The organism is Micromonospora sp. CA-248089, assembly GCF_050948515.1.
Taxonomy (GTDB): Bacteria; Actinomycetota; Actinomycetes; order Mycobacteriales; family Micromonosporaceae; genus Micromonospora.
Genome location: NZ_CP192016.1, coordinates 2,249,005 through 2,269,370 on the forward strand (window position 1 = coordinate 2,249,005; position 20,366 = coordinate 2,269,370).

16 protein-coding genes are annotated in these 20,366 nt (G+C 73.7%); 10 read left to right on the plus strand and 6 right to left on the minus strand.

From position 1 onward, the window contains the following. Window positions 1-3: 3 nt before the first annotated feature. Complete coding sequence (pgm, locus tag ACQP26_RS10745; protein WP_433495616.1) at window positions 4-1,647, plus strand: phosphoglucomutase (alpha-D-glucose-1,6-bisphosphate-dependent); 1,644 nt, start codon at window positions 4-6, stop codon at window positions 1,645-1,647. A gap of 6 nt (window positions 1,648-1,653) precedes the next feature. Here the strand turns inward: pgm and ACQP26_RS10750 are convergent, their stop codons facing one another. After that, window positions 1,654-2,583 carry an NAD(+)/NADH kinase gene (locus ACQP26_RS10750; protein ID WP_269700708.1) on the minus strand — a complete coding sequence of 310 codons (930 nt, stop codon included), beginning with the start codon at window positions 2,581-2,583 and terminating at the stop codon, window positions 1,654-1,656. A gap of 149 nt (window positions 2,584-2,732) precedes the next feature. On the opposite strand from ACQP26_RS10750, the gene ACQP26_RS10755 reads away from it, so the two are divergent. Genes ACQP26_RS10755 through ACQP26_RS10780 form a run of 6 tightly spaced genes read left to right on the plus strand, consistent with a single transcriptional unit; the run spans window position 2,733 to window position 9,424 of the window. Beyond that, the gene (locus tag ACQP26_RS10755; RefSeq protein ID WP_433495617.1) at window positions 2,733-3,461 is read left to right on the plus strand and encodes a sugar phosphate nucleotidyltransferase; all 729 of its coding nucleotides are present in this window, start codon (window positions 2,733-2,735) and stop codon (window positions 3,459-3,461) included. Then, window positions 3,458-4,396 carry an NAD-dependent epimerase/dehydratase family protein gene (locus tag ACQP26_RS10760; protein WP_433495618.1) on the plus strand — a complete coding sequence of 313 codons (939 nt, stop codon included), beginning with the start codon at window positions 3,458-3,460 and terminating at the stop codon, window positions 4,394-4,396. Before ACQP26_RS10755 ends, ACQP26_RS10760 begins: the two co-directional genes overlap by 4 nt. Beyond that, window positions 4,393-5,400, plus strand: a complete 1,008-nt coding sequence (locus tag ACQP26_RS10765; protein WP_433495619.1) for an SDR family NAD(P)-dependent oxidoreductase — start codon at window positions 4,393-4,395, stop codon at window positions 5,398-5,400. Before ACQP26_RS10760 ends, ACQP26_RS10765 begins: the two co-directional genes overlap by 4 nt. A gap of 37 nt (window positions 5,401-5,437) precedes the next feature. Further along, window positions 5,438-6,718 (plus strand): O-antigen ligase family protein, encoded by a 1,281-nt coding sequence (locus ACQP26_RS10770; RefSeq protein ID WP_433496124.1) that lies wholly within the window; start codon window positions 5,438-5,440, stop codon window positions 6,716-6,718. After that, the gene (locus ACQP26_RS10775) at window positions 6,715-8,040 is read left to right on the plus strand and encodes a lipopolysaccharide biosynthesis protein (protein ID WP_433495620.1); all 1,326 of its coding nucleotides are present in this window, start codon (window positions 6,715-6,717) and stop codon (window positions 8,038-8,040) included. The genes ACQP26_RS10770 and ACQP26_RS10775 overlap by 4 nt, the downstream gene beginning before the upstream one ends. Before the next feature lie 49 nt (window positions 8,041-8,089). After that, the gene (locus ACQP26_RS10780; RefSeq protein WP_433495621.1) at window positions 8,090-9,424 is read left to right on the plus strand and encodes a glycosyltransferase; all 1,335 of its coding nucleotides are present in this window, start codon (window positions 8,090-8,092) and stop codon (window positions 9,422-9,424) included. Window positions 9,425-9,478: 54 nt separating this feature from the next. On the opposite strand, the gene ACQP26_RS10785 is transcribed toward ACQP26_RS10780, so the two are convergent. From ACQP26_RS10785 to ACQP26_RS10795, 3 genes are read right to left on the minus strand one after another with little or no spacing between them, the layout of a single operon-like run. Next, window positions 9,479-10,699 carry a glycosyltransferase gene (locus ACQP26_RS10785; RefSeq protein WP_433495622.1) on the minus strand — a complete coding sequence of 407 codons (1,221 nt, stop codon included), beginning with the start codon at window positions 10,697-10,699 and terminating at the stop codon, window positions 9,479-9,481. Then, window positions 10,699-11,907, minus strand: a complete 1,209-nt coding sequence (locus tag ACQP26_RS10790; RefSeq protein ID WP_433495623.1) for a glycosyltransferase family 4 protein — start codon at window positions 11,905-11,907, stop codon at window positions 10,699-10,701. The genes ACQP26_RS10785 and ACQP26_RS10790 overlap by 1 nt, the downstream gene beginning before the upstream one ends. Next, the gene (locus ACQP26_RS10795) at window positions 11,904-13,034 is read right to left on the minus strand and encodes a DegT/DnrJ/EryC1/StrS family aminotransferase (protein WP_281578417.1); all 1,131 of its coding nucleotides are present in this window, start codon (window positions 13,032-13,034) and stop codon (window positions 11,904-11,906) included. The genes ACQP26_RS10790 and ACQP26_RS10795 overlap by 4 nt, the downstream gene beginning before the upstream one ends. A 181-nt stretch (window positions 13,035-13,215) precedes the next feature. On the opposite strand from ACQP26_RS10795, the gene ACQP26_RS10800 reads away from it, so the two are divergent. After that, entirely contained in the window at window positions 13,216-14,229 is a 1,014-nt protein-coding gene (locus ACQP26_RS10800; protein ID WP_433495624.1) for a DUF389 domain-containing protein, read from the plus strand. Here ACQP26_RS10800 and ACQP26_RS10805 read toward each other — a convergent pair. Together ACQP26_RS10805 and ACQP26_RS10810 are read right to left on the minus strand one after the other, a co-directional pair. Further along, the gene (locus tag ACQP26_RS10805) at window positions 14,192-14,626 is read right to left on the minus strand and encodes a hypothetical protein (RefSeq protein ID WP_269700697.1); all 435 of its coding nucleotides are present in this window, start codon (window positions 14,624-14,626) and stop codon (window positions 14,192-14,194) included. The two genes, ACQP26_RS10800 and ACQP26_RS10805, sit on opposite strands and share 38 nt — an antisense overlap. A 77-nt stretch (window positions 14,627-14,703) precedes the next feature. Then, window positions 14,704-17,136 (minus strand): Tex family protein, encoded by a 2,433-nt coding sequence (locus tag ACQP26_RS10810; protein WP_433495625.1) that lies wholly within the window; start codon window positions 17,134-17,136, stop codon window positions 14,704-14,706. Window positions 17,137-17,344: 208 nt separating this feature from the next. On the opposite strand from ACQP26_RS10810, the gene ACQP26_RS10815 reads away from it, so the two are divergent. Beyond that, entirely contained in the window at window positions 17,345-18,805 is a 1,461-nt protein-coding gene (locus tag ACQP26_RS10815) for a D-glucuronyl C5-epimerase family protein (RefSeq protein WP_433495626.1), read from the plus strand. Between the two features lie 49 nt (window positions 18,806-18,854). After that, a complete protein-coding gene (locus tag ACQP26_RS10820) occupies window positions 18,855-20,366 on the plus strand; it encodes a deoxyguanosinetriphosphate triphosphohydrolase family protein (protein ID WP_433495627.1) in 1,512 nt (503 codons plus the stop codon).

Here is a 20,366-nt window from a genome sequence, read left to right on the forward strand (position 1 = left end):
GCAGTGGCCCACCCCCGTGCCGGCCGGCCCGCCCAGCCCGACGACCTGGTCGACGTGCCCCGGCTGGTCACCGCCTACTACGCCGAGCACCCGGACCCGGACGACCCGGCGCAGCAGGTCTCCTTCGGCACCTCCGGGCACCGCGGGTCCAGCCTGCGCAACGCCTTCAACTCCGACCACATCCTCGCGGTCACCCAGGCGCTCTGCGACTACCGCCGCGAGCAGGGCCTTTCCGGGCCGCTGTTCCTCGGCCGGGACACCCACGCGCTGTCCGCGCCGGCCGAGGCCGACGCGCTGGAGGTGCTCGCCGCCAACAACGTCACGGTGCTGCGCGACAGTCGCGACGGCTACACCCCGACGCCCGCGGTCTCGCACGCCATCCTCACCCACAACCGGGGGCGGACCAGCGGCCTCGCCGACGGCATCGTGATCACCCCGTCGCACAACCCGCCGTCCGACGGCGGCTTCAAGTACAACCCCACCAACGGCGGGCCCGCCGACACCGACGCCACCAAGTGGATCCAGGACCGCGCGAACGCCATCCTCGCCGCCGGGCTCAAGGAGGTGAAACGCATCCCGTACGCGCGGGCGCGCGCCGCCGACACCACCGGCGAGTACGACTTTCTCGCCCGGTACGTCGACGACCTGCCCGCCGCGCTGGACATCGACGCGATCCGCGACGCCGGTGTGCGCATCGGCGCGGACCCGATGGGCGGGGCGAGCGTGGCGTACTGGGGGGAGATCGCCGAGCGGCACCGCCTCGACCTGACGGTGATCAACCCGCTCGTGGACCCGACGTGGCGGTTCATGACGCTCGACGGCGACGGCAAGATCCGGATGGACTGCTCGTCGCCGAACGCGATGGCCTCGCTGATCGCCGCCCGGGACGACTACGCGGTCTCCACCGGCAACGACGCCGACGCCGACCGGCACGGCATCGTCACGCCCGACGGCGGCCTGATGAATCCCAACCACTACCTGGCTGTGGCGATCGGCCACCTGTTCCGTACCCGGGAGCAGTGGGGCCCGGCTGCGGCGGTGGGCAAGACGCTCGTCTCCTCCTCGATGATCGACCGGGTCGCGGCCGACCTGGGCCGCCCGCTGCTGGAGGTGCCGGTCGGGTTCAAGTGGTTCGTGCCCGGCCTGCTCGACGGCACCGTCGGCTTCGGCGGCGAGGAGAGCGCCGGCGCGTCGTTCCTGCGCCGCGACGGCAGCACGTGGACCACCGACAAGGACGGCATCCTGCTCTGCCTGCTCGCCGCCGAGATCATCGCCACCACCGGCCGTACGCCCAGCGAGCACTGGGCCGAGCTGGCCGACCGCTTCGGCGCGCCCGCGTACGCCCGGATCGACGCGCCGGCCGACCGGGCGCAGAAGGCCGTCCTGGCGAAGCTCTCGCCGGAGCAGGTCACCGCGACCGAGCTGGCCGGTGAGCCGATCACCGCGACCCTCACCACCGCGCCCGGCAACGGCGCCGCGATCGGCGGGCTCAAGGTGACCACCGAGTCGGGCTGGTTCGCCGCCCGCCCGTCCGGCACCGAGGACGTCTACAAGATCTACGCCGAGTCGTTCCAGGGCCCGGAGCACCTGGCCCGGATCCAGGAGGAGGCCAAGGCGCTGGTCGACGGGGTGCTCGCCACCGTCTGACCCGGCTCAGCGGGGCGGGGGCAGCTCCCGGCGGTTGAGCTGCTCCCGCAACCCGTCCGGCAACAGCTCCCGCAGCTGGTCCGGCAGCAGCGGCAGGTCCAGCAGGCTCAGCTTGAGCTGGTTGCGCTCCTGGTAGCGGCGCGGGTCGAGGCGGACCACGCGGCCGGCGTCCTTGACGTACCGGATGTGCACCGAACCCTCGGTCGCCGCCTGGCGGATCAGGAGGCCGTCCATCTCCACCGCCACCGGTGCCGAGTCCGCGCGCAGCTCCAGGTGCACCGTCTCGTGCGCGGAGAGCAGCACCGAGCGGGAGATCCCGGCCATCGGCGCGGACGGCGTCACCACCATCGCCTCCGTGGCCGGTGAGATCAGTGGCCCGCCCGCGGCGTAGCTGTACGCGGTCGAGCCGGTCGGCGTGCTCACCACCAGCGCGTCGCAGCGGTAGTAGCCGTACCGCTGGCCGTCCACCGCCAGCGTGGCCGTGACGAACCCGGCGCCGGGCTGCCGGACCAGGGCGATGTCGTTGAACGCCACCACGTCGTCGCCGCAGACGTCGCAGGCCAGGCAGGCGTGCGACTCGACGGTGAAGTCGTGCTCCACCAGCCGTTCCAGCGCCCGGGGCAGGTCCGGCGGCTCCACCTCGACCAGGAAGCCCACTCGGCCCAGATGTACGCCGAGCACCGGCTTCGGGTCGCGGACGGCCATCCGCAGCGCGCCGAGCATGGTGCCGTCGCCGCCGATGCTGATCAGCGCGGCGCAGCGGTCGGCCAGTTCGTCCGCGGCGATCGCCTCCACCGAGGCGGGTACCCGCGCGCGGTCCTCCGCGCGTACCGCGAGGGTGATCCGGTGCCGGGCGGCCCAGTCCGCGATGATCCGCACCACCTCGGAGACGTCCCGGGTGGGGTGCAGCACCAGCCCCAGCACATCTCCCGCCACCGGTACAGCTCATCACAGCGGCGTGCCGCCCGCCGGCCTTACCCGCAGGCGTGACGCGGGGGACGTGCCCCGAACAGGTGATTTCCGTACCCGGGTGCCGGTCCGGCTCGTTGGACGCGAGGTAGGGCGTGGGGACGAGTGGAGAGTCGATGCATGTCGTGATCATGGCGGGCGGCGCGGGGGTCCGGCTGCGTCCCTACACCTCCACGCTGCCGAAACCGCTCGTGCCGATCGGGGAGAGCTACGCGATCCTCGAGATCGTGCTGCGCCAGCTCGCGGATCGCGGTTTCACCCACGTCACCCTGGCGATCAACCACCTGGGCGCGCTGATCCGGGCCTTCGTCGGCGACGGCTCCCGGTTCGGCCTGGCCGTCGACTACGTCGAGGAGGACCGGCCGCTGTCCACCATCGGCCCGCTCTTCGGCATCCGGCACCGCCTGCCCGAGCACTTCCTGGTGATGAACGGCGACGTGCTCACCGACCTCGACTACGCCGACCTGCTGGCCACTCACGCGCGGTCGGGCGCACCGCTGACCGTCGCCACCTACCGGCGTACCGTGAAGATCGACTTCGGGGTCCTGGAGCTGGCCGGCGACAAGATCACTTCTTTCTCCGAGAAGCCCGTCCTGCACTACCGGGTGAGCATGGGTGTCTACGGGCTCTCCCGGAACACCATCGCCCACTACCCGGCGGGGCAACCGTTCGGGTTCGACCAGCTGGTGCTGGACCTGCTGGGCCGGGGGGAGCCACCGGCCGGCTACGAGTTCGACGGCTACTGGCTGGACATCGGCCGCCCCGAGGACTACGACGAGGCCAACCGCTGCTTCGCCGAGCTGCGGGACGTGCTCCTGCCCGCCGGCGCGCCGGCCGGGGCATGATGCGCGTCCTCCTCTTCGGCGCCTCCGGCTTCATCGGCGCGCACGTACGACGGGAACTGGCGACCACCGCCGAGGTGGTGTGCCCGTCGCGCGCCGAGTGCGACCTGGTCACCGCGACGCCGGAGGCGCTGCGGGCGCTGCTCGGCCGGGCCGGGCCGGACGCCGTGGTCAGCTGCGCGGGCGCGGTCAGCGGCGCGGCCGAGGATCTCGTCCGGGCGAACACGACGGCGACCGCCAAGCTGGTGGACGCGGTCGCCGACGCCGCGCCCGGCGCACGGCTGGTCCGTCTCGGCTCCGCGGCCGAGTACGGTCCGGTGCCGTTCGGCACCGCGGCCACCGAGGACCTTCCCCCGGCACCGGTCAGCGCCTACGGCGTGAGCCAGGCGGCGGCGACCCGGCTCATGGAGCTGGCGGCCGACGCCGGCCGGGTGGACGCGGTCGTGCTCCGGGTGTTCAACCCCGTCGGCCCCGGCATGCCCGGCACCACACTGCTCGGCCGGGTGGCGGCGCTGCTGGCCCGCCTCGCGCCCGGCGAGGACCTGCGCACCGGTCCGCTCGGGGCGTACCGGGACTTCGTCGACGTCCGGGATGTGGCCGCCGCGGTCCGGCGGGCCGTGACCATCACCGCGCCAGGGGCCTGTGTCCTGAACGTGGGCAGCGGCCGGGCGGTGCCGGTGCGCGACGTCGTCCACCTGCTGATCTCGGTCGCCGGCCGGCCGGTCCGCATCCGGGAGGACCGCCCACCGTCCCCCCGGTCCGCCGAGGTCGGCTGGATGCGCGCCGATGTCGGCCGGGCCGCCTCGGTCCTGGGGTGGGTCCCCGAACACGACCTGTACGACTCGGTCGGTGCGCTGTGGAGTCAGGCGGCACCGGCTCGTGGAACCGACCCGGTACCGGTCACCGCCGGACCGGCGCAGAGGAGGAGCGAACCATGACGGCACACTCGTCCGGCGGACCGGTGGTGGTGACCGGAGCCGGTGGCTTCATCGGGTCCCACCTGGTCGAGGCCCTCGTCGCCGCGGGCCACCCGGTACGCGCCCTCGTGCACTACAACGGCGCCGGATCGCACGGCTGGCTGGACACCTTCGACCCGGACCAGTTGACGGGCGTCGAGGTCGTGGCGGGGGACATCCGCGACCGGGGAATGGTGCAGCGGCTGGTCGACGGCACCTCCACCGTCTACCACCTGGCCGCGCTGGGCGGCATCCCGTACTCGTACCTGGCACCGCAGTCCTACGTGGACACCAACATCACCGGCACGCTCAACGTGCTGGAGAGCGCGCGGACCGCCGGCGTGGGCCGCGTCGTCGTCACCTCCACCAGCGAGGTGTACGGGACGGCCACCACGGTCCCGATGACCGAGCAGCACCGGCTGCGCGGGCAGTCGCCGTACTCGGCCTCCAAGATCGGTGCGGACAAGCTGGCCGAGAGCTACCACCTCAGTTTCGGCCTGCCGGTGGTCACCCTCCGGCCGTTCAACACGTACGGCCCGCGTCAGTCCACCAGGGCGGTCATCCCCACCATCATCAGCCAGCTGGCCAAGGACGGCGGGGTGGTCCGGCTCGGCGCGCTGCGTACCACCCGCGACCTGCTTTACGTGACGGACACCGTGGCGGCCTTCCGAGCCGTCGGCACCGCGCCCGACGAGGCGGTCGTGGGCGGCGTGTTCCAGGCCGCGACCGGCCGGGAGACCTCGATCGGCGACCTGGTGCGCAAGATCGCCGCGATGTTCGGCGTCCAGCCGGAGGTGGAGGTCTCCGAGTCCCGGCTCCGCCCCGCGGAGTCCGAGGTCGAGCGCCTGCTCGGCGACGCCGGCCTGCTCCGGGCGCGGACCGGCTGGCAGCCGGCCACGAGCATCGACGAGGGGCTCAAGGCGACCGTCGAGTGGTTCCTCGATCCGGCCAACCTCGCGCGCTACCGCTCCGACCGGGCGGTGTGAGGGTTCCCAGCTCGGTGCCGCAGGAGGCTCGAACGTGATGGTGATGCAGGACAACCGGCGGTCGTCGGCGATCGGTACGGTTCGCGGCGCCGCCGGGCCCGCCCGGCCGGAGGCACCGGTACGGCGAACAGGTGGTCTCGTCTCGGCGGTGCTGCGCGCCACCGCCGTGGTGCTGCTGCTCAACTTCGACCAGTTCACGCGTGAGGTCGGCCGCGGCTTCCTCATCGCCGCGGTCGTGCTCGCGGTGCCGTTGCTCCTGCACGAGATCCTCCGTCCGTCCTCCCGGGCCCGCACGGTGATCTTCTGGGTTCTGGTGGTCTTCGGTGTCCTCGCGTTGCCGGGCTTCCTGCACCCCCCGGAGACCGACTACGGCCGGCAGAAGTTCCTGCTGCTCCTGACGTTGACGATGTTCGCCACGCTGGCGGTCGCGGTGCTGCGCGGACGACGTGACGTGGAGATGTTCGCCGCCGTGTTCGTGCTGTCCGGGGTGGTGCTCGCGATCGCCACGCTCACCGGCGATCCGCAGGACGGGCGGGCCGACGGCTTCGGCTCCAACCCGATCTGGCTGGCCCGGGCCATCGGGGGTGCGCTCGTCGCTCTCACCTGGCTCTACCTGCAGAAGCGGGTGGCGGCCTGGTGGGCGGCGGGCCTGGCGGTGCTGCTCGGCCTCGCACTGTTCGCGACCGGCTCCCGGGGACCGCTCCTGGCCACCGTGGTCGCCCTCTTCGTCCTGGTGCTGGCCGGGTTCCGCCTCAAGCTGCGGCGGGGCCGGCGCGAGTGGGTCGGTCTGGGCCTGATGGGTGCCCTGGTGCTGGCCGTCATCGCCATGCCGTCGCTGCTGCCGCCCCGGGTGTACGCGCTCCTGGTCGACCCGAGCGAGGAGATGGTCGGCACCGCCCGGGCGGAGATGCGTGACGTCAGCGTGCCGATGATCGCCGAGCATCCGGGCGGGGTCGGTTACGGCAACTGGTCCGACTACTCCGGCATGTTGGTGCACAACTACCCGCACAACCTCTGGCTGGAGCTGCCGGCCGAAGCGGGCTGGCTGGTGGGCGGGGCCTTCATCCTGGCCACTCTCGTCGTGGCCGCGGGGCTCTGGCGCGCGACCCGGCGTGACCCGGTCGCCGGGTTCGTCCTGGCGGTGCTGGCGTTCAACGTGGTGGCGGTGTCGACCTCCGGTGACGTGAACGCGGGCCGTCCGCTCTTCGCCGCACTGGCTCTCGGTGTGCTCGTGATGGCCGGTGCGACGCAGCGCACCGGTATGCCGGTCCGCGGCGGGCGGACACGGCCGGCCGACCGGCCGGGTGTCCCTGGGTGAGGTGGCGTGCCAGGCGGCTCGCCATGTCGAGCGGGCGGCGCGGAGTGGTGGGCATCGCCGCCGGATCGGCCGGCGGTCAACTGCTGGCGCTGGCCGCGGCGCCGTTGCTGGCGAGGCTCTACCGCCCTGTCGATTTCGGCGTCCTCGCGGTGATCGCCGCACTGGTGGTGATCGTGGGCACGGTGGCCGCGCTCCGGTTCGAGATGGCGGTTCCGCTGCCGGAACGGGAGGAGGACGCACGGGCGCTGGTGCGGCTCGGTCTCGCCGCGGCCGCGGGTACGGCGCTCCTGGGATCGGTCGTGGTCCTGCTGGTGGGAGACCGGGTGGCCGCCTGGTTCGGTCAGCCCGAGCTGGTCCACTGGCTCTGGGTGGTGCCGCCCTCCGCCGCGGCGATGGGTGTCGTCCTGGTGCTCAACCAGTTCGCGGTGCGGCATCGTCGTTACGGCGTGATCGGCCGGCGCAACCTCCTGCAGTCCTTGGCGGTCGTGGTCACCCAGGTCGGGGCGGGGGTGGCGGGGCTTCGTCCCGGTGGCCTGGCGCTCGGCTTCGGGTTCGGCCAGGTCGCGGCCGCCGCGGTCCTGCTCCGGGGCGCCGGTGGACGCGACGCGACCGCCCGGACGCCTCGGCGGCGGCCCCGCCTGCTGGCGGTGGCGCGCCGCTACCGGCGGTTTCCCTTCCTGCTGGCTCCGTCCGGCCTGCTCAACATCCTCGGCATGCAGTTGCCGGTGCTGCTCATCGCCTACTGGTACGGCTCGGCGGTGGCCGGCTGGCTGGGGCTGACCCAGCGGATGATCGCCATGCCCGCCGCGCTCGTGGCGTCCGCGGTGGCGCAGGTCTACCTGGGGGAGATCGCGCGGATCGCGCGGGAGCAGCCGCGGGGCGGCCGGCGCGTCTTCCTGGACGCCAGCCGGAAGCTCGCACTGATCGCGGGTCCCGGCGCGCTCCTCGTCGTGGTCGCCGCGCCCACGGCCTTCAGCCTGGTCTTCGGCGCGCAGTGGCACAGCAGCGGCGTCTACGCCCAGGCCCTCGCCGTCTTCATGGCGGCTCAGCTCGTCGTCTCGCCGCTGTCGCAGACGCTCGTCGTGTACGAACGCCAGGCTCTCCAGCTCGTCTGGGACGCGGGCCGGGTCGTGGTGGTGGCCGGTGCCGTCTCGGTGGTGGCGCTGGCCGGCGGGTCACCGCTGACCGCGGTGTGGGCGTTCGGGGTGTCCGGCGCGCTGGCGTACGGGGTCGGGTGGCTGATGTCGCTGCGCGTCGTGACGGCGGCCGGACGCGAACACGGCCGTCCTCGTCCCGCGCCGCGACTCGTCCCGCAGAGCTGAGGCTCCTCGTCGTCATGTCCGTGTACCGGAAGGAATGGTTGACCCCGCTATGACGAACGACCCGCACCCGGAGCCGACTCCGCGCCTGCTGATCGTCTCGTACCACTTCCCGCCGGCGGAGACCGTCGGTGCCCGCCGGCCCGCCGCCCTCGCGGCGTACGCGGCGCGACAGGGGTGGGACGTCCGGGTACTCACCGCCGTCGGCGCGGACCAGGGCGGAGCTCCCGTCCCGGTGCCCGAGGACCGGCTGATCCGGATCGCGCCGGCACCGCGTCTTCCCCGGCCCGGCGGCACCGGGCACGGCTCGGCGGCGGGCGGCCCGGCACCCGTGCGTTCCCGCCTCGGCCGGACCCGCGCGGGTGCCCGACGGCTGCTGGTCAGGGCCGGCATGGAGCTGTTGCTGCCGGACCCACAGCTCAACTGGATCCGGCCGCCGGTGCGCGAGTTCGACAGGTTCGCGGCGGGCTGGCGCCCGGACGTCATCCTCGTGTCCGGCCCGCCCTTCTCCGGGTTCGTCGTGGCCGCGACGCTCGCCCGGCGGTTCCGGGTGCCCTGGGTCGCCGACTACCGGGATCTGTGGTCCGTCGGCAACGACCACTGGGTACGGACGCCGCTGCGCCGAGCCGTCGACGAGCGGCTGGAACGCCGGGTGCTGCGTACCGTGGCAGCGTGCGTGACGATCTCGGAGCCGCTGGCCGAGACGATCCGCCGCACGTTCGGGGTCCGGACGCACGTGGTCATGAACGGCATCGACCGCCGGCCCGCACCCGCGACCCCGGCCGGTGTCGAGGTGCCGTACGGCACACTCACGCTCGCGCACACCGGTTACATCTATCCGGGCAAGCGTGACCCCGGTCCTCTCCTCGACGCGATCGCCCTGCTCGGGCCGGACGCCGCGAAGGTGCATGTGATCTTCGCGGGGGAGGACCACGGCATCGTCCGCGCCGCCGCCGAACGAGCCGGCGTGACCGACTCCGTCACCCTTCTCGGCCAGGTCTCGCCGGAGAAGTCGTGGCGGATCCAGGCGGACGCGGACGCGCTCGTGCTGCTCATGTGGAACGACCCCCGGGACGCCGGCACGATGACCGGCAAGATCTTCGACTACCTCCAGGCCCGCCGTCCCGTCCTCCTGCTCGGCTTCGCGGACGGCGTGGCCGCACGCCTGCTGCGTGATCGCGGCGCGGGTGTCGTGGCGAACGATCCGGCCGCGATCGCGGCCCGGTTGCGGGAGTGGCTGGCCGTGAAGGACCGGACCGGACGGGTGCCGGCGGTGCCGGCGACCGCGCTCGACGGACTGTTCCGGGAGGACCAGCTCGGCCGCTACCTCGACATCCTCCGAGGCGTGACCCGAGGGGACGTGCGTCCGGGACACCCCGTGCACTGAGCGGTCCCGGCCGCGGGGCGCCGGCGCACCTCGGAGGTGCGCCGGCGCCGTACGTCAGCGTCCGGACCGCAGGGCGACCGGTGACCGCCGGTCCGGCCGGCCGGCGGCGACCTCGACGACGGTCCGGTAGAACCACGCCCGGCGGGCGTCGAGCGTTTCGGCGGAGAAGTCACGGGCCCGGCCGAGGTTGCGGGCCGAGGCCGCCGCCAGCCGGTCCGGGGCGGCGAGCATCGCGGTGACGGTGGCGGCGAGGGCGGCCGGGTCGTCGGGCGGCACCAGGCAGTCCGGTTCGAGCAGTTCCGGGATGCCGCCGGCGGTCGAACCCACGGCCGGGAGCGCCCTGGCCATCGCCTCGATGAGCGCCCGGGGCAGACCTTCGGTGCGCGACGGCATCACGAACAGGTCCGCCGAGTCCAGCGTCCGGCGGACCGCCTCGGCGTCGGGGAGAGGGCCGGTGAAGCTCACCCGGCCGGCCACGCCCGACCGGGCGGCCAGCTGCTCCAGGTGGGGCCGGTAGGCACCCACGCCGACGTGCACGAGCCGGGCCCGCGGCCCGTCGGCGGGCATCAGCGCCAGCGCCGAGATGAGCGTGTCGATGCCCTTGTAGAGCTGTTCGAGCGAGCCGACCGACACCAGCGTCGGCTCCGCCGGCGGTTGCCGGAGCGGCCGGGCTCGCGGGACGAACGCCGCGGGTGGCAGGTCGACGCTGGAGATGCCCGCCGTCGGCGTGGTCGGCAGCGTCGGGTACCGCAGTTGCAGGCGCCGTTCCGTCTCGTACGCCACCGCGGCGGCCTCCCGGCACTGCCTGCGCAGCGTGCGGGTCGACAGCGTCCGCAGCACGGGCCGCAGCGGATGCCGGACGACCCCCGGGGCGAGCACGTCGTACGGATCGCCGATCACCTCGAGCGCGTACGGGAGGCGGGCCCGGCTGCGCGCCCGGGCCAGAAGCGCGCCGATCGGCGACGGCACCCGGAGCACCACGGCGTCCCGAGGCTCCGCGGCGGCGGTCACCGCTTCGGCGAGCGTCCGCCGCCCGAGCAGGTAGCCCCGTGGCCCCACGTAGTACGGCAGCGCCCAGACCTCGACGCCGTCCCCGTCGACCCGGGAGGCGGCCGGCGGCCGCTGCGCGACGTCCCGGACCCGGGCGGCGACGCGTACGCGGTCGAAGGCGGCCAGGTACCGCCGCCAGATCGTGTGGTCGGGGCCGGCCTCGACCCACACCGCACCGTCCGGAGTCCGGCTGAAGCGCGACTCCGACGTGACCACGACCCGCATCAGGATCTCCCGCCGGTCCGGCAGGTGGCCTCCACCACGTCGGCCACGGCGGCGGCGGCCACCGTGTCGTCGAAGTGCCGCAGGGCGAACTGCTGGGCCCGCTCACCGCGCAGACGGAGCCGGCCGTCGGTGAACTCCCGGTGGGCGTTGCGCAGCGCGGCGACCAGCGCCGGCACGTCGTTGCGCGGCACCACCCACCCGGTTGTCTCGTCGACGGTCTCGGGCAGGCCGCCGGCGTCGCTGACGACGCTGGGCACCCCGGAGGCTCCCGCCTCGCAGGCCGCGCCGTGCCCCTCGGAGAGGGAGGGACTGACGCTCAGGTCGGCGGCGCGGTAGCAGTCCCGCACGTCCGACACCGACGTCAACCACGTCACGCTCGGATCCCGGTCGACCTCGAAGCGCCGGATCAGCTCCCGCCGGTGTGTCTCTCCGGCCGGGGAGAAGCCGGCGCCCACCAGGAGCAGCCGGGCGTCCGGGTGGTCGGCGCGGAACTCCCGCCAGGCCGCCAGCAGCACGTCGTGGCCCTTGATGCCGCGGCCCTGGTGGACCAGTCGGCGCGGCGGATAGACGTAGGCGACCATGATGACGACGAAAGCGTCCTCCTCGATGCCGAGTTCGGCGCGCGCCTTGGCGCGCACCTCTCGCCGGCCGGCCGCGCCCTCGAGTTCGGCGAAGTGCGCGGCCCTGGCGCCGTAGGTGACGACCGGGCGCCGGGGCGCGGGACACCCGAGTGCGCCGTAGAGACCGGAGGTGTGGCCGGTGCCGCAGATGGTGACGTGGTCGAGCCGCCACAACGCCCGCTCGACGACCTTGATCAGCGGAGACTCCAGGTAGAGCGGCCCGGCCACCATGTGGACGCGACGCAGCGGCAGGCGCAGGCTCGCGAAGCGGGCGGCGAGCGCGGACGCGTACAGGTGGTACTTGAGGACGTCCGGGCGGAGCCGGCTGATCAGGCGGCGGAGCCGCCACAGGTCCCGCAGCGTCGACGGGCGCGGCCGGAAGCGGAAGTCGAACGGCGAGTCGTGCACCTCGACGCCTCGCTGCCGGAGTTCGCCGGTCAGGCGCCCGGTGGTGCGCGGCAGGACCGCGACGACCTGGTGCCCGCGGCGGCGCAGTTCCTCGACCTGGGGGAGGACCCAGAGCCCGCCCTGGTCCGTCTTCAGCAGGACGACGATCCGCAGCGGACGCGCGCCCGCGCCGGCCGTCACCGGGCGTCCAGGAACTGCTCGACGGCACCGATGACCCGCGCCGCCCGGTCGTCGTCCAGGGCGGAACCGCTGGGCAGGGTGAGACCCTGGGCGAACAGGCGGTCCGCGGCGCCCGTGACGACCGACCGGCACCCGGCGAAGACCGGCTGCCGGTGCATCGGCTTCCACACGTGCCGGGTCTCGATGTCGCGCGCGGCCAGGTGCGCTCCGAGGTCCGCCGCCGGCCAGCCGGTCCGCTCGGGGTCGACCACGATGCTGGTCAGCCAGCAGTTCGAGCCCTCGTCCCCGTCGCCGAGCAGCCGGACGCCGGGAACGCCGGAGAACAGCTTGGCGTAGCGCTCGCGGAGCAGCCGGCGGCGCCGCATCATCCCGTCCAGCCGGTGCAGCTGCGCCCGCCCCAGGGCGGCGAGCAGGTTGCTGAGCCGGTAGTTGTAACCCACGTCGACGTGTTCGTAGTGCGGCACGGGTTCGCGTGCCTGGGTCGCCAGGTGTCGGCAGCGGGCGAGCAACGCTTCGTCGTCGGAGAGCAGCATCCCTCCGCCGGAGGTTGTGATGATCTTGTTTCCGTTGAAGGACAGCGCGTTGAGCCGCCCGAAGGAGGCGGCCGGACGCCCGCGGTAGGTCGCGCCCAGCGCCTGCGCGGCGTCCTCGACGACCGGCACTCCCGCCGCCTCGCACACCGGCAGCAGTTCGTCGTAGTCGGCGCAGGTGCCGAACATGTCCGCGATCAGCACCGCGGCGACCTTCTCGCCGGACCGGCCCAGCCGGTCGAGCATCTCGGCGAGCGCTGTCACGTCCATGTTGCCGGTCGCCGGGTCGCAGTCGACGAAGACCGGTTCGGCGCCGGTGTAGACGGCGGCGTTCGCGGTCGCCGCGAAGGTCATGGTCGGTGCCGCCACCACGCTTCCCGGCCCGGCCCCCAGGGCGAGCAGGGCCAGGTGCAGCGCGGACGTACCGGAGTTCAGGGCCAGCGCGTGAGCCGCCCCGACTCGCTGCGCGACCTCCCGCTCGAACGCCTCCACCTCGGGGCCGAGCGGCGCGACCCAGCCCGAGCGGATCGCGCGGAGCACGTAGGACTCCTCCAGGGGCCCGACATCGGGCGGCGACAGGTAGATTCGGCCGGTCATCGAGCCTCCGTCCCCGCGGTGGGATCACAGTCGTGGCATCGAAGGGTCACGGACGGTAAAACGGCCGACCTGCCGAGGGGTGATGGCGTACGCCGGGTTCGTGCCGAAAAGCACACGATCGGGCCGCGACCGAGTAGAGTTCGGCGGCCCCGCACAGGAATCGACGAGCCAGGAGCCCCGAGTGCTGCACCTGAGGGTGATCGCGTCGAGTGACCAGTCGTCGGCGGTCGTGGACCTGCTGGCCGCCGATCCCGGCGTCACGCACCTCGTGGTGCTGCCCGGGGCCGCCCGCCAGCCCGCCGGTGACTACGTCACCTGCGACGTCGTCCGGGAGAGCGCCGACGGCGTGCTGAGCCGGCTCCAGGAACTGGGTGTCGAGGCGCACGGGGCGATCGCGGCCGACGACGTGGAGCTGACGCTGTCCGAGGCGGCCGACCGGGCCGCCGAGGAGGCGCCGGGGCACGGCGAGGACGCCGTGGTCTGGGACGAGATCGCCGCGAAGACCGGCGAGCAGACGGTGCTCACCGGCACGTTCCTCGCCCTGATCGTGGTGGCCACCATGATCGCCGGCATCGGCGTGCTGCTGGACCAGCCGATCCTGATCGTCGGCGCGATGGTGGTCGGCCCCGAGTTCGGTCCGCTCGCCGCGCTCTGCGTGGCGCTGCTGCGCCGGCAGCCGCGCGTGGCCGGCCGCTCGGTGCAGGCCCTGACCGTCGGCTTCCTGGTCGCCATGGCGGCGACAGTGCTGAGCACCTGGGCGCTCACCGCAGCGGGCCTGGTCGGCCGGGACATGCTGCTGGCCGAGCGGCCGATGACCGACTTCATCTGGCGCCCGGACGCGTTGTCCTGGGTGGTGGGCCTGCTCGCCGGCATCGCCGGCATGCTGTCGCTGACGTCGAAGAAGTCCGGCTCGCTCGTGGGCGTGCTGATCTCGGTGACCACCGTGCCGGCGGCGGCGAACGTGGCCGTGGCGTCCGCGTACGGCGTGTGGCACGAGGCGGCCGGCTCGGCCCTCCAACTGGTGATCAACCTGGCCGCGATCGTGCTCGCCGGGCTGCTCACGCTCGTGGTGCAGCTGTGCTGGTGGCGGCACGTCGCCCGGCGCGCCGCGCGCCCGGTGCCGCGGCAGCGGGCCGATCAGCGGCCGGCCGCCGCCCTCAGCGCCAGTCGTCGCCCGCGTCGAGACGCCGGCTGAGCAGCGCCGCCAGCGGCACCGACTCGCCGTCGCGACCGCCCCGGCCGACCACCAGCGGCGGTGCGCTGGGCCGCGGGTCGGCCCCGAACAGCCGCGCGCGCAGACCGGGCGTCACGGTGAGCAGGTAGAAGCACCCGTCGGTGTCCACCGCGCGGCTGTGCGCCCGGTCCACGTACCACCCGGTCAGTCGTGTGCGGTAACGCCCGCGCCCGTCGTGGCCGGTCGCGGTCAGCCGGTCGGTGCGCAGCCCGCGCCGCAGCGCCTCGGCGGCGAACCGGGCCACCAGCTCCGCGGCCTCCGCCTGCTCCGCGGCGCGTTCCCGATCAGCGGCCTCCGCGTGCGCCCGCACCGCGTGGCGTCGTCGTTCCCGCCACCGCTCGTCGTCCTCGCCACCCACGACCGCGAGGGTACGCGCGCCGCGCGCACGGCGCGCTGCCGAGCTGAGTCGACAGCTCGGCAGCGCACCCCGGGAGATCAGGCCAGCCCGGCGCGGCGCAGCGCCTCGGCCATGGCGTCGTTGAGCGGGGCGGAACCGCCGCCACCGCGCCCCGGCCGCTGCTGCTGGCCGCCGCGCGACGCGCCCCGGTCACCCCGCTGGCCACCGCCGCCCTGCCCGCCCCGGCCCTGGCCGCGACCCTGGCCGCCGGCCCGCGGAGCGGCGCCGCCCTGCCCGCCCCGGTCCCGCCGTCCGTCGCCGCCCGCCGGGCGACCACCGCCGGCCGGCGCCTCGTCGTCCAGCCGCAGCGTCAGCGAGATCCGCTTGCGGGGCACGTCCACGTCGAGTACCCGGACCTTGACCACGTCGCCGGACTTCACCACGTCGCGCGGATCCTTCACGAAGGTGTGCGACATGGCCGAGACGTGCACCAGGCCGTCCTGGTGCACGCCCACGTCGACGAACGCGCCGAACGCGGCCACGTTCGTCACCACGCCCTCCAGCACCATGCCCGGCGTCAGGTCGCCGATCTTCTCCACGCCCTCGACGAACGTCGCGGTGCGGAACTCCGGGCGCGGGTCACGGCCGGGCTTCTCCAGCTCGGCCAGGATGTCGGTGACGGTGGGCAGGCCGAACGTCTCGTCGACGAAGTCGGTCGCGCGCAGGCCGCGCAGGATGGCCGACTTCCCGATCAGACCGCGCAGGTCCTGCCCGGTGGAGGAGAGGATGCGGCGCACCATCGGGTACGCCTCCGGGTGCACGCTGGAGGAGTCGAGCGGGTCGTCGCCGCCGGGGATGCGCAGGAAGCCGGCGCACTGCTCGAACGCCTTCGGCCCGAGCCGCGGCACCTTCTTCAGCTCGGCGCGGGTGCGGAACGGCCCGTTGGCGTCGCGGTGCAGCACGATGTTCTCGGCCAGCCCGGCGCCGATGCCGGAGACCCGGGTGAGCAGCGGCGCGGAGGCGGTGTTCACGTCCACGCCGACCGCGTTGACGCAGTCCTCGACCACCGCGTCGAGCGAGCGGGACAGCTTCACCTCGGACAGGTCGTGCTGGTACTGCCCGACGCCGATCGACCGCGGGTCGATCTTCACCAGCTCGGCCAGCGGGTCCTGGAGGCGGCGGGCGATCGACACCGCGCCGCGCAGCGAGACGTCCAGGCCGGGCAGCTCCTGCGAGGCGTACGCGGAGGCGGAGTAGACCGACGCGCCGGCCTCGGAGACCACCACCTTGGTCAGCTTCAGCTCCGGGTGCCGCTTGATCAGGTCACCGGCGAGCTTGTCGGTCTCCCGGCTGGCGGTGCCGTTGCCGATCGCGACCAGCTCGACGCCGTGCGCGGCGGCGAGCGTGGCGAGCGTGTGCAGCGAGGCGTCCCACTGCCGGCGCGGCTCGTGCGGGTAGATCGTGTCGGTGGCGACCACCTTGCCGGTGGCGTCGACCACCGCGACCTTCACCCCGGTACGCAGGCCCGGGTCGAGGCCCATCGTCGCCCGCGCCCCGGCCGGTGCGGCCAGCAGCAGGTCACGCAGGTTGGTGGCGAAGACCCGCACGGCCTCCTCCTCGGCCACCTGCCACAGCCGCATCCGCAGGTCCGCGCCGAGGTGGATGAGGATCCGGGTACGCCAGGCCCAGCGCACCGTGTCGGCCAGCCACTTGTCGGCGGGCCGTCCCTGGTCGCTGATGCCGAAGCGTCCGGCCACGGCGGCCTCGTAGCGGCTCGGTCCGGTCGCCGCGTCGGCGTCGCCCTCGCCCTCCGGGTCCATGGTCAGCTCCAGCACGCCCTCCTTCTCGCCCCGGAACATGGCGAGGATGCGGTGCGAGGGCAGCTTCGGGTACGGCTCGGCGAAGTCGAAGTAGTCGGCGAACTTCGCGCCCGCGGTCTCCTGGCCGTCGCGTACCCGGGAGACCAGCCGGCCCCGCGACCACATCTGCTCGCGCAGCGTGCCGATCAGGTCGGCGTCCTCGGCGAAGCGCTCGATCAGGATGGCCCGCGCCCCGTCCAGGGCGGCCGCGGCGTCCGCGACGCCCCTGTCCGGGTCGGCGAACCCGGCGGCGACCGTCTTCGGGTCCTGCGCCGGGTCGGCCAGGAGCGTGTCCGCGAGCGGCTCCAGCCCGGCCTCGCGGGCGATCTGCGCGCGGGTGCGCCGCTTCGGCTTGTAGGGCAGGTAGATGTCCTCCAGGCGGGACTTGGAGTCGGCGGCGAGGATCTGCGCCTCCAGCGCCTCGTCGAGTTTGCCCTGGCTCCGGATCGACTCCAGCACCGCCGCGCGCCGCTCGTCCAGCTCGCGCAGGTAGCGCAGCCGCTCCTCCAGCGTGCGCAGCTGCGCGTCGTCGAGCAGGCCGGTGGCCTCCTTGCGGTAGCGGGCGATGAACGGCACTGTGGCGCCGCCGTCGAGCAGCTCGACTGCCGCCCGCACCTGCCGTTCGGCGACGCCGAGTTCCTCGGCGATGCGCTGGTGCACTGACTGGGTCACGATCTGATCCGCCTTCTCGGGTGGGTTCCCGTGCATTCTGCCGTCCCGGCCCGCGACCGGCGTGCGCGCCCGCCCGCCTCGCCGGACGGTCGGTAACAGTCACGAATACTCATGTTATGTGCGCCTATTCCACGCATGATGAAAGGAGTCTGGCAAAAGCGACATGCGGTTGCTGGGATGGGAGGACACTCCCGACCTTGGAGGTCCCATGAGGATCCGGCTGGCCTGGCGCGCGTGGGTGGCGGCGGTGCTCGCCGTCGGCCTGACGGGGACGCCGGTGACCGGCGCGGCGGCCGCCACCGCACTCTCCGGGCGGAGCGCGACGCTCGCCGCGTACGCCCGGGACGGCTACCTGCCGCGCCTGCTGCCCGGCTCGGTCTCACCGACCTCGCGTCAGATGACAGTCCCGCGGACCGACCCGCTGGCGCACGACGCCTCCGGTGTGCGGCTCTTCACCTGGCAGGGCGTCCTCTACGACCACCCGGTGGTCCAGGCCGACTGGGGACTGGACAACCTCAACGCCTACCAGGTCACGGGCGACCGGTTCTTCCTCGACCGGGCGATCGCGCAGGCGCGGCGGAACCTGGACCGCAAGGTGGAGTCCCGCGGCGCGTGGTGGTACTCGTACCCCTTCGACCTGCCCCGGTGCACCGGGCTGGTGCTCCAGGCGCCCTGGTACAGCGCGATGGCACAGGGGGAGCTGCTCAGCCTGTTCGTGCGGCTGTACGAGGTGACCGGCGACGCCACCTGGCGTACGGCGGCGGACCGTACGTTCCTCAGCCTCACCCTCGGACCACAGCTCGGGGTGCCCTGGGTGAGCTGGACCGACACGGACGGCTACCTGTGGCTGGAGGAGTATCCGGACAGCCCGGGGGTGCGCGGGGAACGGGTCCTCAACGGCATGATCTACGCGTTCTACGGCGTGTACGACTACTGGCGGATCACCCGGGACAGCCGGGCGGTGAGCCTGATGGACGGGACGGCCACGACGGTGCGGCGCTACGTGCCGGCCACGCTGCGCGTCCCGCAGTGGGCCAGCCGCTATTCGGTCGGCTGCGCCCGGTCCTACCCGAGCTACCACCAGGTGCACACCCAGCAGATGCTCGCGCTGCACCAGCTCACCCACGCCGGCGTGTTCGCCGCGTACGCCGACGTGCTGCGCGCCGACTACCCGTACCCGCCTGTCGACGGCATCGTGTGGTTCGGTCCCGGCTCCCACGTCGCCTACCAGTTCGACGCCGCCGGCCGGGTCGTCGCGCAGAAGTCGATCAACCTGATCCGGTTCTCCACCGCCACCGCCGACCAGCGCGTCCGGGTGACCGGCCGGGGCGTGCACTACCGCATGGCGAACGGGGTGTTCGCCGGCATGTTCGTGGCGGAGGACGCGCAGAACCGGTGGCTCGCCGGGAAGTTCGTCGAGCACACGTACGCGCCCACCCGGCTGCTGACCGTCGAGCCCGGCACCTACACCGGCTACGCGTACGACAGCAGGTGGCAGGTCGTCGGGTCCAAGACCGTCACCTTCCCGCGCGCCTCGGGCGCGTTCCTCAGCGCCAGCGCCTGGGTGAACGGGCGCCTGAGCTACCAGGTCACCGCCGGCACCTACCTCGGCTACTGGCTGCCGGCGGCACCCGGTCTGGTGCTGGGGGACGCGCCCCCGCTGGCCTAGGCACAGGTCGCGGCCCGCCGTCCGGTACGGCTGCGCTAGCGTGGCGATCATGGAGGTACCTGCGGATCCGCGGGCCCGGCGGCTCTTCGGAGGCAGCGCCCGGGCGCTCGGCGACCTGGCCGCCGGCCCGTTCCGGGCCGACCGGGACCGGATCGTCGGGTCGCCGTTCTTCGCCCGGCTGGGCGGCGTGACCCAGGTGATCAGCCCGGGCGGATCGGGGCTGCTCGTACACAACCGGCTGACCCACAGCCTGAAGGTGGCCCAGGTGGCCCGCGCGATCGCCGAGCGGCTGACCGCCGATCCGGCGCACCGGGCCCTGCTGGACAAGCTCGGCGGCTGCGACCCGGAGGTGGTGGAGGCCGCCGCGCTCGCGCACGACCTCGGGCACCCGCCGTTCGGGCACCTGGGGGAGCGGGTGCTCGACCGGCTGGCCCGGCAGCGGCTCGGGCTGGCCGACGGATTCGAGGGCAACGCCCAGTCGTACCGGATCGTCACCAGCACCGAGATCCGTGGCGCGGCGACCACCGGACTGGATCTGACCGCCGCGGTCCGGGCCGCGATGCTGAAGTACCCGTGGACCCGGCTCGACCATCCCGACCCGCACCCGCGCCACCTCGAACCGGCGCCCCGGGGCGCGGCGGCCCCGCCGGAGGACCCGGAGAGCGGCTCGGTGAAGTTCGGCGCGTACCGCACCGAGCTGGACGACCTGCGCCAGGCGCGGGAGCCGTTCGCCGGGCGGATCCCGGACTGGCAGCAGACCCCCGAGGCGTCGGTGATGGACACCGCCGACGACATCGCGTACGCGATCCACGACGTGGAGGACTTCTACCGCGTCGGGGTGCTGCAGCAGGGCACCGTGGCGGCCGAGCTGATGGCCTGGCAGCGCGAGTGCGGGCACCTGCGGTCGATCACCGCCTCGGCGCTGGAGGCGGCGGCCCGGCGGCCGGGCGCGGCGATCGAGCGGCTGCGCCGGCAACTGCACCGCAAGGACGGCTGGATCGCCGACGACGAGGCGTTCGCCGACGCGGTCGAGCATGTGCGCGAGGAACTGGTGGAAGGGCTGCTGGCGCTGCCGTTCGACGGCTCGATCGAGGCGGAGCAGTACGTCGCCCGCTTCTCCGCCCGCTGGTCCACCCGCTTCGTGGACGCCATCACGGTGACGCCGGACCCGGACGTCCGCTCCGGCTATGTGCTGCTGGCGAAGGCGCAGTGGCACGAGGTGCAGGTGCTCAAGTTCGTGCACCACCGGTTCGTGCTGGCCCGCCCGGACCTGGCCCTGCACCAGCGCGGCCAGGCCCGGCTGCTGGGCACGCTGGTGGAGGCGCTCTGGGAGTGGCTGCTGGATCCGGACGAGGAGTCCCGGCTGCCGCGCCGGCTGCACGACCTGGTGGAGCTGGCCGAGGCGGAGCTGCACCCGCGTACCCCGGACCGGATCGGCCGGGCCCGGGGCCGGGCCATCATCGACTTCGTCGCGCAGCTCACCGACGGTCAGGCGGTGGCGATGCTGGACGCGTTGTCGGGCCGCTCGGGCGCGCTGTGGACGGACGCCTTCGTGCTCTGA

Bases quoted from the DNA above. Each gene is read 5' to 3' on its own strand.
- ACQP26_RS10755 (WP_433495617.1), top strand. From the start codon at position 2,733: ATGCATGTCGTGATCATGGCGGGCGGCGCGGGGGTCCGGCTGCGTCCC.
- ACQP26_RS10760 (WP_433495618.1), top strand. From the start codon at position 3,458: ATGATGCGCGTCCTCCTCTTCGGCGCCTCCGGCTTCATCGGCGCGCAC.
- ACQP26_RS10765 (WP_433495619.1), top strand. From the start codon at position 4,393: ATGACGGCACACTCGTCCGGCGGACCGGTGGTGGTGACCGGAGCCGGT.
- ACQP26_RS10770 (WP_433496124.1), top strand. From the start codon at position 5,438: ATGGTGATGCAGGACAACCGGCGGTCGTCGGCGATCGGTACGGTTCGC.
- ACQP26_RS10780 (WP_433495621.1), top strand. From the start codon at position 8,090: ATGACGAACGACCCGCACCCGGAGCCGACTCCGCGCCTGCTGATCGTC.
- ACQP26_RS10785 (WP_433495622.1), bottom strand. From the start codon at position 10,699: ATGCGGGTCGTGGTCACGTCGGAGTCGCGCTTCAGCCGGACTCCGGAC.
- ACQP26_RS10795 (WP_281578417.1), bottom strand. From the start codon at position 13,034: ATGACCGGCCGAATCTACCTGTCGCCGCCCGATGTCGGGCCCCTGGAG.
- ACQP26_RS10815 (WP_433495626.1), top strand. From the start codon at position 17,345: ATGAGGATCCGGCTGGCCTGGCGCGCGTGGGTGGCGGCGGTGCTCGCC.
- ACQP26_RS10820 (WP_433495627.1), top strand. From the start codon at position 18,855: ATGGAGGTACCTGCGGATCCGCGGGCCCGGCGGCTCTTCGGAGGCAGC.